A 12861-nucleotide genomic window follows, 5' to 3' on the forward strand; every position below is an offset into this window, starting at 1 on the left:
ACTCGCCTGCCGGATGTCGGCGCAAGCGCAGAAGTCGTCACGATGTGCCGGACCTTGAAGCGAGTCCGGCGCGAATCAGCGAACGAAGTCTATTTGTCGCTCGATGCGGTGTTCGGACATCCGCTTCTGTTTCTCTGCCACGAAGCGGCAACGGCTTTCACCCCGCGCTGGGAAATTCGTTGCAAGCCCGCTCTGGCGCGGCGTTGGAGGAAATCGGCCTGATCGTTGCTCATTCAGACAACAATGACTTTCCTGGCATTGCTATGGGCAGTCGCAGACATTTTTCCTAGACTGCGACGCATCGTGTCGGCAGCGCACATGGACACGCCAAACGACGTAACACTCGTAGCAATGCACCGTGAGGCCCCGAGTGGCCGAGGGACGATTCATGTTTGCAACCATCAATCCGCTGTTGATTTCTGGCACGGCCGCCGGCGTGGTGATCGCCGCGTTGAACGTGCCTCCACTCAAGGTGCCTTTCGGACGCGCAGCGGTACGCGTGCTGGCTTTCGCCCTGTTCACGGCTACGCTCCTGCATGCCGGCATTTATCCGAATCAGGCGCTGGGCAGCTCGGGCTCCGCGGCAAAGCACGGCGCGGAGCAGATCTTTGTCTGTTTCTGGTGGTTCGGATGTGCCGCGATTGTGAATAGCGTGGCGCGTGCGACGCTGCGCATCAGTCAACATCCCGAGCGTGAGCGCCTGGTGCAGGACCTGGCGACGACAGGGGCCTATCTACTCGCCGCGCTCGAGGTCAGCAGCAAGGTTTTCGGCCTGCCCGTCGGCGCGCTACTTGCCACATCCGGAGCGGTTGCTATCGTTGCAGGTCTGGCGTTGCAAAGTGCGCTGGGAGACGCGTTTTGTGGACTTCTTCTCAACCTGAGCCGCCCATACCGGCTCGGTGACTGGATAGCCGTTGACGCATCGCTCGAAGGGCGTGTCATTGAAACGAACTGGCGTGCGACACATCTGCTGACTGTCGAGCGCAGCGTCGCGATTGTTCCCAACAGCGCCCTCGCCAAAGCGAGATTCATCAATACGAGTGTCGCTACGCCTTTGCGCGGCATCATCGTGAGGGTGCAACTGAGACCTGACATACGCCCGGGAATGGTCATAGCGGCGTTGGAACGCGCCGCGTTTGAGTACGAAGATATCGTGCGTGACCCACAACCTCAGGTCACGACTACGTTGTCAACCGTCGAGTTCGTGCAGTACGAAGCTCAATTCTTCGTCGCTAGAGACGTCAATGAAAGCCGGGCAAAAAATAGATACGTCGACCTCGCGTTTCTACAACTTGATTTGCTGGGCATTGACCGGGCCCCGATGCGGTAGGCCCGTGCATCGGCCGAGCAAGGAAACGTTTTAGATGGGTGTAAGCGCCGCAGACCGTCGAACTCGGCCTTGAAAAATCGTTGCGCACAAGCCCGTTTAAACCATAGACTCAGGCAAGATCTGCTAGCAAGCTCTTCGAATTCGCGTTTTGCTTTAATCACCACGTGGCAGCCTAATGTCCGAGCTCCGATCCGAACTCCGCAATCTGACGTTCGAACATCTTCTGATCTTTATCGCGGTCGTCGAAACCGGTTCGTTGACGCGGGCCGCGGAGCGGCTCGGGATTGGCAAAACGGCGGTTAGCAAGGGCATCCAGCGGCTGGAGCGCGTGTATGCGGACTGGTCGACCGCGCCCCTCGCAATTCATGCGCTACTGCCGCCCGGCAAACATACATCGCCGAAGGTGCGGGCGCTGATCGACATGCTGAAGGTCCATCTAGACGTCGCCTGACCCAGGCGGCTCAAGCGACGTCAACCCTTCATTACTTCTGCGCGGCGGCCGCTTCGAGGATCAGGTTCGCCACCTCGGCCGGATGCGAGATGAGCGACACGTGGCTCGACTTGATCTCGATCGTATGCGCGTGCATGCGATTCGCCATGAAGCGCTCCAGATCCGAATTGATGGTGCGATCTTCGGTCGACACCGCGTACCAGGTCGGCTTGTCGTGCCATGCGGCGACGGTGGTCTTCGCCATGGTGATGGCCTTGCCGATCGGCTGCTGAACCGCGTAGTACGTTTCCGCTTCTTCCTTCGGCAGGTCGCCGGCGAAGTCGTTGACGAAGGCTTGCTCGGAGAGCTTGCCGTAGCCGTCAGCCGACCATTGCAGTCCCGCCGATGCCGGCGCCGGCGCATACTTCTTCGTCAGCGCCGGGTAGTCTTCACCCGCATCCGGTGCGCGCGCGGCAATGTAGACAAGGCCGGTTACCTTCGGATCGTCACCAGCCTGGCTGATCACCATACCGCCGTAAGAATGCGCCACCAGCAGCGTCGGGCCATCCTGCTGAGCCAGCGTGCGCTTGACGGCGTCTACATCCGCGTCGAGCGAGGTCGTGGGGTTCTGCACCGCCGTGACGTGATAGCCCTTCGCCTGCAGCAGCGGGATTACTTTCGCCCAGCTCGAACCGTCTGCAAACAGGCCGTGAACCAGCACGATATTCTTGACGGGGCCGGACGGAACAGCGGTGCTGTCCTGCGCGAATGACGTCGAGGCGCCCAGCAGCGAGGCACAGGTGAGAGCGGCAAGAACCAACGAATTCAACTTCATGAGAGTTTCTCCGACAAGTGTTTGATGTGTTTGAGGACAGACATAGGGGCAAACACAGTCGTCGAGAAATCATTCCATCTTCTGAAGAATCTTTTTTATGGCATCAGCCGCAGAGATTACGGCACCGTCATGCCGGTTTCATGATCGGTCACGCTATCGGTGCAATAGGTTTTTTTCATTGACGAGATTCCCGGCTCCGATGCATCGCATGGCGATGCATCATTTCATTATTTAGGAAACCAGAACATATCGATTCTTGCCATGCCGCTTGGCTTCATAGAGACCCTGGTCAGCCACCTTGAAAATTTCCGCAAGACTCATGGCGTCGCTGAACCGCGATATGCCGATACTGATCGTCACGACATGCGTTGAAATACGCAGCTTCGCCACGCTCTCACACAATTGCCTGGCGAGAGCGCACGCCGCCGCTTCTTCCCCCGTGAACACAACGCCGAATTCCTCACCGCCAAGACGGCCGCGAGCATGCGTCTGCGCATGCCGGTCGATGATTGAGGCGACGGCCACCAGCACCTCGTCGCCAACGTCATGGCCCGAGGTATCGTTGATGCGTTTGAAGTCGTCGATATCGATCAGCAGAAAATAGAAGTCGTTGCTTGCCGAACGCGCGTGATAATCCTGCATGGCCTCCATCAGGCTGCGGCGATTGTCGATGCCCGTTAGCGCATCCTTGAACGCGAGCTTGATCAGCTCTCGCTGTACGAGGAATGTCCGCTTCCGTTCCCGCACGAACAGGAAGTTGAGCAGCAGGCCCAGCGCTGTCCCGGCGAAAATGAACAGAATGATCCAGCCGGAGTCATGCGAATGCATGATGAATTCGCCCCGGCCATAAGACAGGATGAGCCACGCCGCAATCGCACTCGCCAGATAACTGAAGTAATCGGCAAACACCGGCGCCATGCCGACGGTAATCAGAATGCCCATGGGCATGACCCACACCTCGGGATTCGGTGTGCCGCTCGCATTGCTGTGAAAGCCAAACGCAACGGCGACGGCACAGACGAAACAGCCAAGCGAATTGAGCACGACGTGACGGGAGAAATACGTCGTGGCCGAACCCATCAGCATGCCGGCCAGCGCGACGACCGTCTCCGTTCGGTCGAACGCGGCGCCGGGGCTCGCGAAGACGCGCGACAACATCCAGCCCACGATGCCGAACACCTGCACCCAGACGGCCAGCGGTCGCAGGCTGATTGCCGAGCTGCGCCAGAACAGCCGCCTCTCGGAGGCGTCATGGAAGACGATTTCCCGTTCGAGCGAATGGATTTTACGAACGAACCGCATGGCTAGCCCCTGATGTCCGCACGGAGCGTGGATGGAAAACGTCCGAGGAGAATCTTGGCATCCGCGCAAATTATCGTTGCTGCGATAACACTATATCAATCCGGCGCGGCTCTTTATGGCGGTACAAGCCCTGATGCTGCGTGAGCCCCGGCAGCCGGTGCAATCCGTGGCCTGTGGCCCGGAAGAAAGAAGCCGTAACCGCGGGCTACGGCTTTCCCTTTCCGCGCCTTTCGCTCAGCTTGTCTTTCCTCTGAGGATTCTCCACACTCGCGTCAAACGTATCCGGATATGGCCGCGCGCCAGCAGCCGCAAGTGGGCGAACGACGCGGAGATAAACATGACGGAAAGCACAGCGGATCGTTCACCGGGGAATAAAAATCATGCACGACGGCGAGACGCTCGGACTTATCAGGGAAGTGAATCTGTCGTACATCATGCTGGCGCAGCGCCTGTTGCGCGAGGACAGATTGGCCGGCATGTTCCGGCTAGGGCTATCGGCACATAGTGCGGAGCTGCTCGCGACGCTCACGCTGGCGCAGGTCGTCAAGCTCGCGGCATCGGAGCGCTTGCTGTGCGAATCGCGCCTGAGCAACCACAGCATCCTGACGACGCTGACTCAATGCGCCGGCCACGTGGACGTGGCGCCCGCGCATACGGCGATTCTGCTGGCGAGCCAAAAGGCCGGGCAATTCGTCTAGGCGCTCTGCGCCAGCGCGGCATCGGGCGCGTGGGTGACGATCGATTTCAACGTCACGCGCGTATCGGCCAGCGTGTCGAAATCCGGCGTGGGGCGCCGCAACTCGTCGTCATGGCCAAACGCGCTTTCGAGCGCCTGGGCGATATCCAGAACACGGCGATCGCCGCGAAACGGCCCCACGAGTTGCAAGCCGAACGGCATCCCGGCTTCGTCCTTACCGCACGGCAACGACAACGCCGGATTCGTCAGCAAGCTCACAACGTAGGTCAGCCCTAGCCAACGATAATAATTTTCGAGCTGACGTCCGTCCATTTCCGCGAGATAGAGCGTCTGCCAGGGAAACGGCGAAACCGGACAGGTGGGCGAGACAATCAGATCGTAGCGCTCGAACGAAGTTTGAAACCGGCGGAACATGCGCGTTTGCTCGGCATGGGCCCACACCGCGTCGCCGAGCGACATCGCGAGTCCCATCTCGTAGTTGGTGCGTGTGTTCGCGCCCAGCAGTTCAGGATCGCGCTCGTAGAGCTCCTTGAAACTGGCGATGAAGTTCTGCGCGCGCACCACGTCGAAGCAACGGTCTACTTCGCCCAGGTCGAATCTCACAGGTTCGCAGACGCCCACGTAACGCGACAGCGCGGCCATCTTCGTGCGGAATGTCTGCCGGGTCGCTTGCGACACCTCGCACATGCCGAAGTCTTCGGTGTAGCCAATTCGCAGTGTGTTCAGATCCACGTCCCGCGCACGCAGGATAGTCCGAAAATCGCATTCGACGCCGAGCGGCTCGCCATGGTGCAGGCCCACCATTGCCGCCAGTTGCAAACGCGTGTCCGCCACGTCGCGTCCCATCGGACCCGACACCGTGAGCGGCGACCAGCCGAGTACACGGTTGTCCGCAGGCACGAGGCCGGGCGAAGGCCGGAAACCCACCACGCCGCACCACGCCGCCGGAATGCGCAGCGAGCCGCCCGTATCGGAACCCGTACACATAGGCAGCATGTTCGTCGCCAATGCGACGGCCGAGCCGCCCGACGAGCCGCCCGCGTTCAGCGCCGGATCGAACGGATTGCCGGTGGCGCCCCACACGGCATTGCGCGTATTGGCGCCGGCGCCCATTTCCGGCGTATTGGTCTTGGCGGTCAAGATCGCGCCCGCCGCCCGCAAACGCGCAACCACCGCGTTGTCGTGCGAAGGCACGTTGGCGCGAAATATAGGCGAACCGTAAGTGGTCAGTAACCCCGCCGTCTCTTCCAGATCCTTCACACCAAGCGGCAAACCGTGCAACAGACCTAAGGTTTCACCCCGCATCACCGACTCTTCCGCGGCGCGCGCTTCGCTGCGCGCCTGTTCGAAACGCGTCGCGGCAAGCGCGTTGACGGCTGGATTGAGCCTCTGTATCTGTGCGATGCACGCATCCATCAGTTCGACCGGCGAAACCTGGCGGCTTGCGATCAGACGCCGCGCATCCACCGCCGACAAGGCATTCAAGGCAAGAGAGTTCATATCAACCGGATTTCATCTGTAGCTGGCTCTCGGCCAGCCACTGGTTCACATACTCGACGACCGCGTCCCGCGTATTTTCCAGGTGGCTTCGCGTTTGCGTATAGACGGTTTCGGTGTCGCCTGCCTCGTATGCTGCCAGAAGCGCGGCATGTTCGCTGTTGTTCGAGGCCATGATGTCCTCGTTCACATGCATCGAAAGGCTTACGTAGGGACGCGCCGCCCGCGAGAGCGACTCCGTGATGTCGAACAGACGCGTCTGCGCCTGACTCTTCACCAGGCTTTCGTGGAACGATTCGTTGAGCAGCGACCACTCTTCGGGAGAGCGGGTCGCCACCATGGCGTCGTGGCTGCTTTTCGCGGCGTCGAGATCGGCGCTCGCGATGTGCGCGCAGGCACGTTGCGCGAGCATCGGTTCGAGCATCATGCGCAATTCGTAGATGCCCGTCGCATCGGCTGCCGTCAGCCCTCTGGTCAGCACGCCCTTATTCGGGTCGATCAAGACGAGGCCCTCTGCGCGCAGGTCACGAAACGCCTCACGCACCGGGGTCGTGCTGACATGCAGGCGCCTCGCGACCTCCTCCTGGCGCAGGTGCGTATTGGCGGGATAAGCGCCCTGCAGGATTTCCGCGCGCAGCGTGCTCAGCACATATTGCTGAGCAGTCCGATAGAATCTGGCCAAGGCTTACCCCAACACGGTCTCGACCCAGGCCGCCGTCTGCAGGGTCTGCAAATCGTCGCCGTATCGGCCCAACACCTGAAAGCCTAACGGCAGGCCGTTCTGCGAGCGGCCGGAAGGAACCGTCACGGCGGGCACGCCCAGCAGGCTCCAAGGCGCGCAGAAGGTCGCGTCGCCGGTATCGGCCAATCCTTCTGGCGCGGCGCCTGCGGCCGGAACGGTCACGAGTGCGCCGCATCCGTCGATCCAGCCTTCGTATTCCTCGCGCATTTTCGCCTGCAATGCCAACGCGGCCGCATATTGCTCCGCTGGCACCGCTGCGCCGAGAGAGGTCAGCGTCTGCATGTGTTTGCTGATCAGATCCGGATGCTGCGTCGCTGCCGGGCCAATCGCACGATTTGCCTCGACCTGCAAAATGGTCTGCAACGCCTCGAGCATCGACGGCATGCTGTCGAGCGGATCCAGTTCCACCAACGTCGCGCCCGACGCTTGCAGGCGCGCGAGCGTCGCCTCGAAGTTGCGCTTCTGATCGTCGCTCACACGCTCCCAGAACGGGGTTCGAACCACGCCGAGTTTGCGCGGCCGCCGCACCGGAAAATACGCACTCCACGCAATCAGATCAGTGAGCGCGTTGGGATTGTCGTCCACGAACAGCGCATGGCAAAGCGCCGCCCCCTCCACCGTCTGCGCAAAGAACCCGACGTGATCGAGCGAGGGCGCCAGCGGATGCACGCCGGTGGAAGGCACCTTACCGTGACTCGGTTTGTAGCCGACCACCCCGCAAAATGCAGCAGGCCGGATCACCGAGCCCACCGTCTGGGTGCCGATTGCGAGCGGCACGACCCCGGCGCCGACAGCGGCGGCCGAACCGCTCGACGAACCGCCCGGCGTATGCAGCCGGTTCCACGGATTCACCGTCGGTCCTGGCTCGCGCCACGCAAACTCGGTCGTCACAGTCTTGCCGAACACCACGCCGCCGAATGCCTTGATGCGCTCGACGATCCACGCGTCTTCAGCAGGCCGATGTCCCGCGTAAATCGGCGAGCCATACGTGGTGGGCATGTCGCGCGTCGCCATCAGATCCTTGACGCCGATCGGCACGCCCGCGAGCGGTTTGCCCACCGCGTCACCGATCTCATACGCATCGGGCCGATACACGAAGGCCTTCAACCAGGGCTCACATTCCTGCGCGCGACGCTCTGCCGCTTCGAGCCGCGTGCGGCACGCCTCCTCATTGCCGCGCCCCACTATCAGTCCGGCCACCAACGAGTCCGTTTTTGCACTCATTTTGCCGAGGCCTTTGCAAACGTATCGTCGACAGCGTTGCCATAAGTGATGCTGCCCGGCTTGATATTGCCGATGTACTCCTGCAAGTCCAGCGCATTACGGAATGCCTGCTCGGAGATGTCCGGCGTCGCCGCGTAAATTTTCTGGCTAATCAACCGGTCGACCGCGGTCTCCACCACTTTTTTGTCGAGCGTCGGAAACTCGGCGACAGCGACGGCCTTTGCGGTCTCGGGCGATTGCTGGATCAGCGCTTCCGCCTCGGCGATGGACTTCACGAAGGCCGACACCATCGCCGGCTTCTCCTTGATCGTGGACGCTAACGTGTCCAAGGTGGAAAAAGCGTAGCCGCCGGGGTAGGCCTTGGGAAACGCATAAACAATTTTGTAGCCCGAAGCAATGCCTTGATCCACTTGCGGCTCGTAAAGCACGGCTGCCGCGGCGCGTCCGGCCGAAACCGGCGCAAGCTCGGTGCCGATCTGCACCGTATTCAGATTCACGTCAGCCAGCTTCTCCTGCTTGATCAGGCGTTCCAGCAGATAGGTGCTGGTCGAAGGCGGCAGCGCCGCCGACACCGTCTTGCCCGCCAGATCGGCCTGAGTCTTGAGCGTGGAATCCGGCGGCGCGATCACCCACACCGGCACCCCTGCCACGACGTTGGCCACGTTGATGAGCGTCGCGCCCTTCAGATTGGCGAGCGCCGCGGTCATCGGGTCCTGCAGCGAGAAGTCGGCATGACCGCCGATCACGGCGGCGACACCCTGCGCGCCGCTGCCTGCTGTCACTTTCTGCACGTCGAGACCATTCTGCGCAAAGAAGCCCTTATCTATCGCAACGTAGAGCGGCAGATACTGAATGGACTGAAACGCCTGATAGACAACCACCTTGTCCGGCGCGGCAACGGCCGGCTGCGTCACGACGGCGGCGAGCAATGCACCCGCCACGGCGACCTGCATCACGCGGTGGCGAGCCAGCCTGTTTTGTAGCGACATCAACGACTGCTTCAACGTTTTGTTTTCCATGAAATGATCCGATTTTCCGCGAGTTGAACAATCCAGGAGAGCAGCGTCGCCATCACCGTCAAAATGATGATGCCGAGCCAGACCGTATTGAGGTCGAACAGCGAGCCGGCCACGAAGACCGCATGTCCCAGGCCCGCCTGAGAGGCGATGTATTCACCGACGACGGCGCCGATTAGCGCGAAACCAATATTCACGCGCAGCGCGGAGAAAATCCACGGCAGCGCGCCCGGCACGATCAGCTTGCGAAAGATCATGCTCGGCTTGGCGTTGAACGAACGAAACAAATTCAGCAGGTCGACGTCGACCTCGCGCGCCGCCGCGCAGGAGGAAATCATCGCTACCGCAAACGTCGAGATGCCGGCCAGCCAGACCTTCGACGTCATGTCCGAGCCGAACCAGATCACGATCAACGGACCCAGCGCGATCTTCGGAATACTGTTCAGGATCACCGCGAAACCTTCGGTGACGCCGGCGATGCGCGGCACGAACCACAGCAGCAGCCCGAGGGCAATGCCGAGGCCACTGCCGATCACGAGCCCTAATACCGTTTCGGTCAGCGTCGTGAGGGTATCCGGCACCAGGGTCCCTTGCGTGAGCCCAATGTCGAAAGCCTTGTAGATACCAAGCGGCGAACCGAACAGCTGGCCGTTGATCCATGCATGCGCCGCCGCGACCTGCCAGAGCACGACGAGAGCAGCCATGATCAGCGTAACCACCCCGCTGGTGGCCGCCCGGCCCTTCAACCGTTTGGAGCGCGGCCGGCGGCGCGCGGTATTGGCCGGCATTGCGACGTCGCTCATATCGACGCTCCTGCATGATGAATGGTATTGCTGCGCAGGCCACCCCAGATGCGCTTGTGCAAGGTGCGAAATTCCGGCGCCTCGCGTGCCGAGACAGCCGTGCGCGGCCCCTGGGTCGAAAGCCGAACGTCGACGGAATCTTCGATGCGCGCGGGCCGTCCGCCCAACAGGATCACGCGATCGCTCATGGCAATCGCTTCCTCGATGTCGTGCGTCACCAGCACGACACTCGTCCCCGTACTTTGCCGCAGCGACATCACGTCGTCTTCGAGTGCGAGGCGTGTTTCATAGTCGAGAGCGGAGAAAGGTTCGTCGAGCAGCACCAGGGTGGGATCGACCAGCAAGGTACGCGTCAAGGCCACGCGCTGCCGCATCCCGCCTGACAGGGCCTGCGGATAGGCGTCGAGGACCGGGCCAAGGCCGTAGCGCGCCAGCATGTCGCGAGCGCGAGCGGTATCGGCCGGCGTGACCTTTCGGTACAGTTCGATGCCGAGCAAGGCGTTTTGCAGTACTGAACGCCACGGCATCAGCAAATCCTTCTGCAGCATGTAAGCGATGCGCCCCTTGCTGCCATCCGGACGCGCGCCGACTTCGATGCGCCCCGCCTGCGCGGTGAGCAAACCCGAAATGAGATTGAACAGCGTGCTCTTTCCTGCCCCGCTGCGGCCGACGATGGAAACGATCTCGCTCGCCCCAACGCTGAAATTGAGGCTCGAAAACAAGGCGGTTTGCACGCCGTCGTCGGTTTCGAAACCATGATTGAGTCCCGCTACGATCAGGCGTGCGCCTGCCTCGGGCTGACTCGAGGGTGCGGCCATTGCAGTGTCCACTGGCATCATCCTGTCCGTGTGTACGTTGACGTGTTCACAACCGGCGCGGCAGGTTTTGCGGACGAACGCTCCCCCTACGGGCTCGCCATCAGGGAGCCAGCAAGGTAATAGAAATGTCGCTTAACGAGCCGTGCCGGAATCGGTTGTGCACAATGCACAATGAGCGAAAAAAAAATGCTTCACAACTCGAAATTAAAAAAATTCGCGCCGGCAAGAGGGGATAACGCGTAGATAGCGATACTGGGGCACGCGCGGCGGCATTGGCCCCTTTCTGGTGCGCGGCGCACCTGAAGCAGCTAACCGCAGCTAACTTTGTGCGCCGGTCACGCGGCCAAGGCATTCGGCAAATTGGGCCGCCGCTGCCGGCTGGTTGAGGTTACTACGCTCGACAAGCCCGACCTCGCGCACGAACGTGTCTTCGCCAAGCGGCACCACGCTCACCGTCTTCGGCATATGCAGCGCCGCTGCCTGCGGCACGATCGCCACGCCGACACCCTGCGCCACCAGCCCAACGATGCCCTGCAGTTCATCGAGTTCGACGACGTCATTGACCGTCACGCGAATCCTGCGCAGAAAACGCTCCACCAGCCTGCCGCCGAATGAATTGCGATCGTAGCGAATGAACGGCTCCGTTTTGAGCAGCGAGCGCCACGGCTGATCCGCCAGTTTGCGCGGCGCCAGCAAAACGAACGGCTCGGAGATCAGCGTGCGCCACTTCAATTCGGCAGGCAACGCGAAAGGCGGCTTGATGATCACCGCAACATCCACCTCGCCCGAATCCACCTGCGCCAGCAAGTTAAGCGACACGCCCGGGATGACGCGAATGCGCCAGCCAGGCGAATCCTCGCGAAAGCGCTGAATTGCACTCACCAGAAACGAGCCTTGCGCCGATGCAATCGCGCCCACGCGCAACAGCCCCGATTGCTCCGCCGCGCCGCCGCGTTCAGCCAGCCGCGCATAGACCGCGAGCAATTCCTCCGCGACTTCGATGGTCCGCTTGCCGGCCGCATTGAGCGTCGCCGAGCGGCCGGTTCGATCGAACAACGCGAACCCAAGATCCTCCTCCAGACGCTGGATCTGCGCGCTCACCGCCGACTGCGTCAAGCCGATGCGCGAGCCGGCGCCCGCAAACGTGCCATAGCGGACCACGGCGAGAAAGGTCTTGAGTTCACGCATCATGGCAAAAGCGCCCCGCCGTAAGGCGTTTCTGCATATCCCGTCACGCCAGGCCGCACGGCGAACACATGCCCATCGCTTTCATTCGCGCCGGCATCCGGACGGATGGTGGTGATGAACAGCGTGTCGAGTTCGCGCCCGCCGAAGGCGCACATGGAGGGCTTCATGGCCGGCAATTCGATTTGCCGGTCCAGCTTGCCCTGCGGGGTGAAGCGCAGCACCCGGCCGGCATCGTTGGCGCAGATCCAGTAGCAACCGTCGGCATCCATCGCGGCACCATCGGGACGGCCCACGTAGTGATGCAGATCGGCGAAGATGCGCCGGTTGCGCGGCTCGCCGGTTTCGCCATCGTAGTCGAAGGTCCAGACGAGGCGCTGCGAGGTATGCGAATCGGAGAGGTACATGGTGGCGCCATCCGGCGACCATGCCAGGCCGTTCTGCACGATCAACCCGTCGATCACCGGGGCGGATAACGTTCCCGCCGTATCGAAGCGGAACAGTTCACCGGCGGCCCGCGCGGTGGGGTTGTCCTGCACCATCGTGCCGGCCCAGAAACGGCCCTGACGATCGCAGCGGCCGTCGTTAAAGCGCATGTCCGGCAGCGGGAATGAAGGCGCGGCCAGCTTGCGTATTTGCGCCGGCAGCGGCTGCGCGCTTGCGGCTTCGCTTATAGCCTCGCCTGCTGCGGACAGCGTCACGGCAAACAGACCCGTTTCGAGGCCGGCCAGCAAGCCGCCATCGTGACCGAAGGCGAGACATGCCACGCGCTGCGGCAATATCCATTCCGCTCTCACGCCGGACTCCAGATGCAGGCGGATGATTTTCCGCGCCACGATGTCGACCCAGTAGAAAGCCCCTTCCTGCGCGTGCCAGACCGGGCTTTCGCCCACCGTCGCCGGCGTCGCGCCCGCTGCCGCCACGCGCTCGGCGCGCGTCGCTCCATCCCTGCCCATCTGTTGCTCCTTCATAAAGTGCGGGA

12 protein-coding genes and 1 pseudogene are annotated in these 12861 nt (G+C 61.8%); 3 read left to right on the forward strand and 10 right to left on the reverse strand.

Annotated features, from left to right (window positions below):
* The first annotated feature begins 388 nt into the window (after window positions 1-388).
* Window positions 389-1330, forward strand: a complete 942-nt coding sequence (locus FQ755_RS33845) for a mechanosensitive ion channel family protein (RefSeq protein WP_144161742.1) — start codon at window positions 389-391, stop codon at window positions 1328-1330.
* A 175-nt stretch (window positions 1331-1505) separates the two neighbouring features.
* Window positions 1506-1655, forward strand: a pseudogene (locus FQ755_RS38840) (LysR family transcriptional regulator); the annotation flags it as partial.
* Between the two features lie 157 nt (window positions 1656-1812).
* On the opposite strand, the gene FQ755_RS33855 reads toward FQ755_RS38840, so the two are convergent.
* Window positions 1813-2595, reverse strand: coding sequence for an alpha/beta fold hydrolase (locus FQ755_RS33855; protein WP_144161748.1), 783 nt, complete (start codon window positions 2593-2595; stop codon window positions 1813-1815).
* A gap of 231 nt (window positions 2596-2826) precedes the next feature.
* Window positions 2827-3897, reverse strand: a complete 1071-nt coding sequence (locus FQ755_RS33860) for a GGDEF domain-containing protein (RefSeq protein WP_144161751.1) — start codon at window positions 3895-3897, stop codon at window positions 2827-2829.
* 377 nt (window positions 3898-4274) lie between these two features.
* Here FQ755_RS33860 and flhD point away from each other — a divergent pair, with 377 nt between their 5' ends.
* Complete coding sequence (flhD, locus tag FQ755_RS33865; protein ID WP_409937803.1) at window positions 4275-4595, forward strand: flagellar transcriptional regulator FlhD; 321 nt, start codon at window positions 4275-4277, stop codon at window positions 4593-4595.
* Here the strand turns inward: flhD and FQ755_RS33870 are convergent.
* The 8 genes from FQ755_RS33870 to FQ755_RS33905 all read right to left on the reverse strand — a co-directional run bounded on the left by FQ755_RS33870 (window position 4592) and on the right by FQ755_RS33905 (window position 12835).
* Entirely contained in the window at window positions 4592-6094 is a 1503-nt protein-coding gene (locus FQ755_RS33870; RefSeq protein WP_144161757.1) for an amidase, read from the reverse strand. The genes flhD and FQ755_RS33870 overlap by 4 nt on opposite strands.
* Window position 6095: 1 nt before the next feature.
* Window positions 6096-6773: a GntR family transcriptional regulator gene (locus FQ755_RS33875; protein ID WP_144161760.1), complete on the reverse strand. Its 678-nt coding sequence runs from the start codon at window positions 6771-6773 to the stop codon at window positions 6096-6098.
* A 3-nt stretch (window positions 6774-6776) separates the two neighbouring features.
* The gene (locus tag FQ755_RS33880; protein ID WP_144161763.1) at window positions 6777-8057 is read right to left on the reverse strand and encodes an amidase; all 1281 of its coding nucleotides are present in this window, start codon (window positions 8055-8057) and stop codon (window positions 6777-6779) included.
* A complete protein-coding gene (locus FQ755_RS33885; RefSeq protein ID WP_260859005.1) occupies window positions 8054-9076 on the reverse strand; it encodes an ABC transporter substrate-binding protein in 1023 nt (340 codons plus the stop codon). The genes FQ755_RS33880 and FQ755_RS33885 overlap by 4 nt, the downstream gene beginning before the upstream one ends.
* Window positions 9058-9876: an ABC transporter permease gene (locus FQ755_RS33890; RefSeq protein WP_144161767.1), complete on the reverse strand. Its 819-nt coding sequence runs from the start codon at window positions 9874-9876 to the stop codon at window positions 9058-9060. Before FQ755_RS33890 ends, FQ755_RS33885 begins: the two co-directional genes overlap by 19 nt.
* Complete coding sequence (locus FQ755_RS33895; RefSeq protein WP_144161770.1) at window positions 9873-10694, reverse strand: ABC transporter ATP-binding protein; 822 nt, start codon at window positions 10692-10694, stop codon at window positions 9873-9875. The genes FQ755_RS33890 and FQ755_RS33895 overlap by 4 nt, the downstream gene beginning before the upstream one ends.
* Before the next feature lie 318 nt (window positions 10695-11012).
* On the reverse strand, window positions 11013-11885 hold the full coding sequence (locus tag FQ755_RS33900) for a LysR family transcriptional regulator (RefSeq protein ID WP_144161773.1): 873 nt from the start codon (window positions 11883-11885) through the stop codon (window positions 11013-11015).
* Window positions 11882-12835, reverse strand: a complete 954-nt coding sequence (locus tag FQ755_RS33905) for an SMP-30/gluconolactonase/LRE family protein (protein ID WP_144161778.1) — start codon at window positions 12833-12835, stop codon at window positions 11882-11884. Before FQ755_RS33905 ends, FQ755_RS33900 begins: the two co-directional genes overlap by 4 nt.
* Window positions 12836-12861: the final 26 nt, after the last annotated feature.

The sequence above is a fragment of the Paraburkholderia sp. BCC1885 genome (genome assembly GCF_900996235.1).
GTDB lineage: Bacteria > Pseudomonadota > Gammaproteobacteria > Burkholderiales > Burkholderiaceae > Paraburkholderia.

Coding starts and splice junctions, on each gene's coding strand:
- FQ755_RS33845 (WP_144161742.1), top strand. CDS start 389: ATGTTTGCAACCATCAATCCGCTGTTGATTTCTGGCACGGCCGCCGGC.
- FQ755_RS33855 (WP_144161748.1), bottom strand. CDS start 2,595: ATGAAGTTGAATTCGTTGGTTCTTGCCGCTCTCACCTGTGCCTCGCTG.
- FQ755_RS33860 (WP_144161751.1), bottom strand. CDS start 3,897: ATGCGGTTCGTTCGTAAAATCCATTCGCTCGAACGGGAAATCGTCTTC.
- FQ755_RS33870 (WP_144161757.1), bottom strand. CDS start 6,094: ATGAACTCTCTTGCCTTGAATGCCTTGTCGGCGGTGGATGCGCGGCGT.
- FQ755_RS33880 (WP_144161763.1), bottom strand. CDS start 8,057: ATGAGTGCAAAAACGGACTCGTTGGTGGCCGGACTGATAGTGGGGCGC.
- FQ755_RS33885 (WP_260859005.1), bottom strand. CDS start 9,076: ATGGAAAACAAAACGTTGAAGCAGTCGTTGATGTCGCTACAAAACAGG.
- FQ755_RS33890 (WP_144161767.1), bottom strand. CDS start 9,876: ATGAGCGACGTCGCAATGCCGGCCAATACCGCGCGCCGCCGGCCGCGC.
- FQ755_RS33895 (WP_144161770.1), bottom strand. CDS start 10,694: ATGGCCGCACCCTCGAGTCAGCCCGAGGCAGGCGCACGCCTGATCGTA.
- FQ755_RS33900 (WP_144161773.1), bottom strand. CDS start 11,885: ATGATGCGTGAACTCAAGACCTTTCTCGCCGTGGTCCGCTATGGCACG.
- FQ755_RS33905 (WP_144161778.1), bottom strand. CDS start 12,835: ATGGGCAGGGATGGAGCGACGCGCGCCGAGCGCGTGGCGGCAGCGGGC.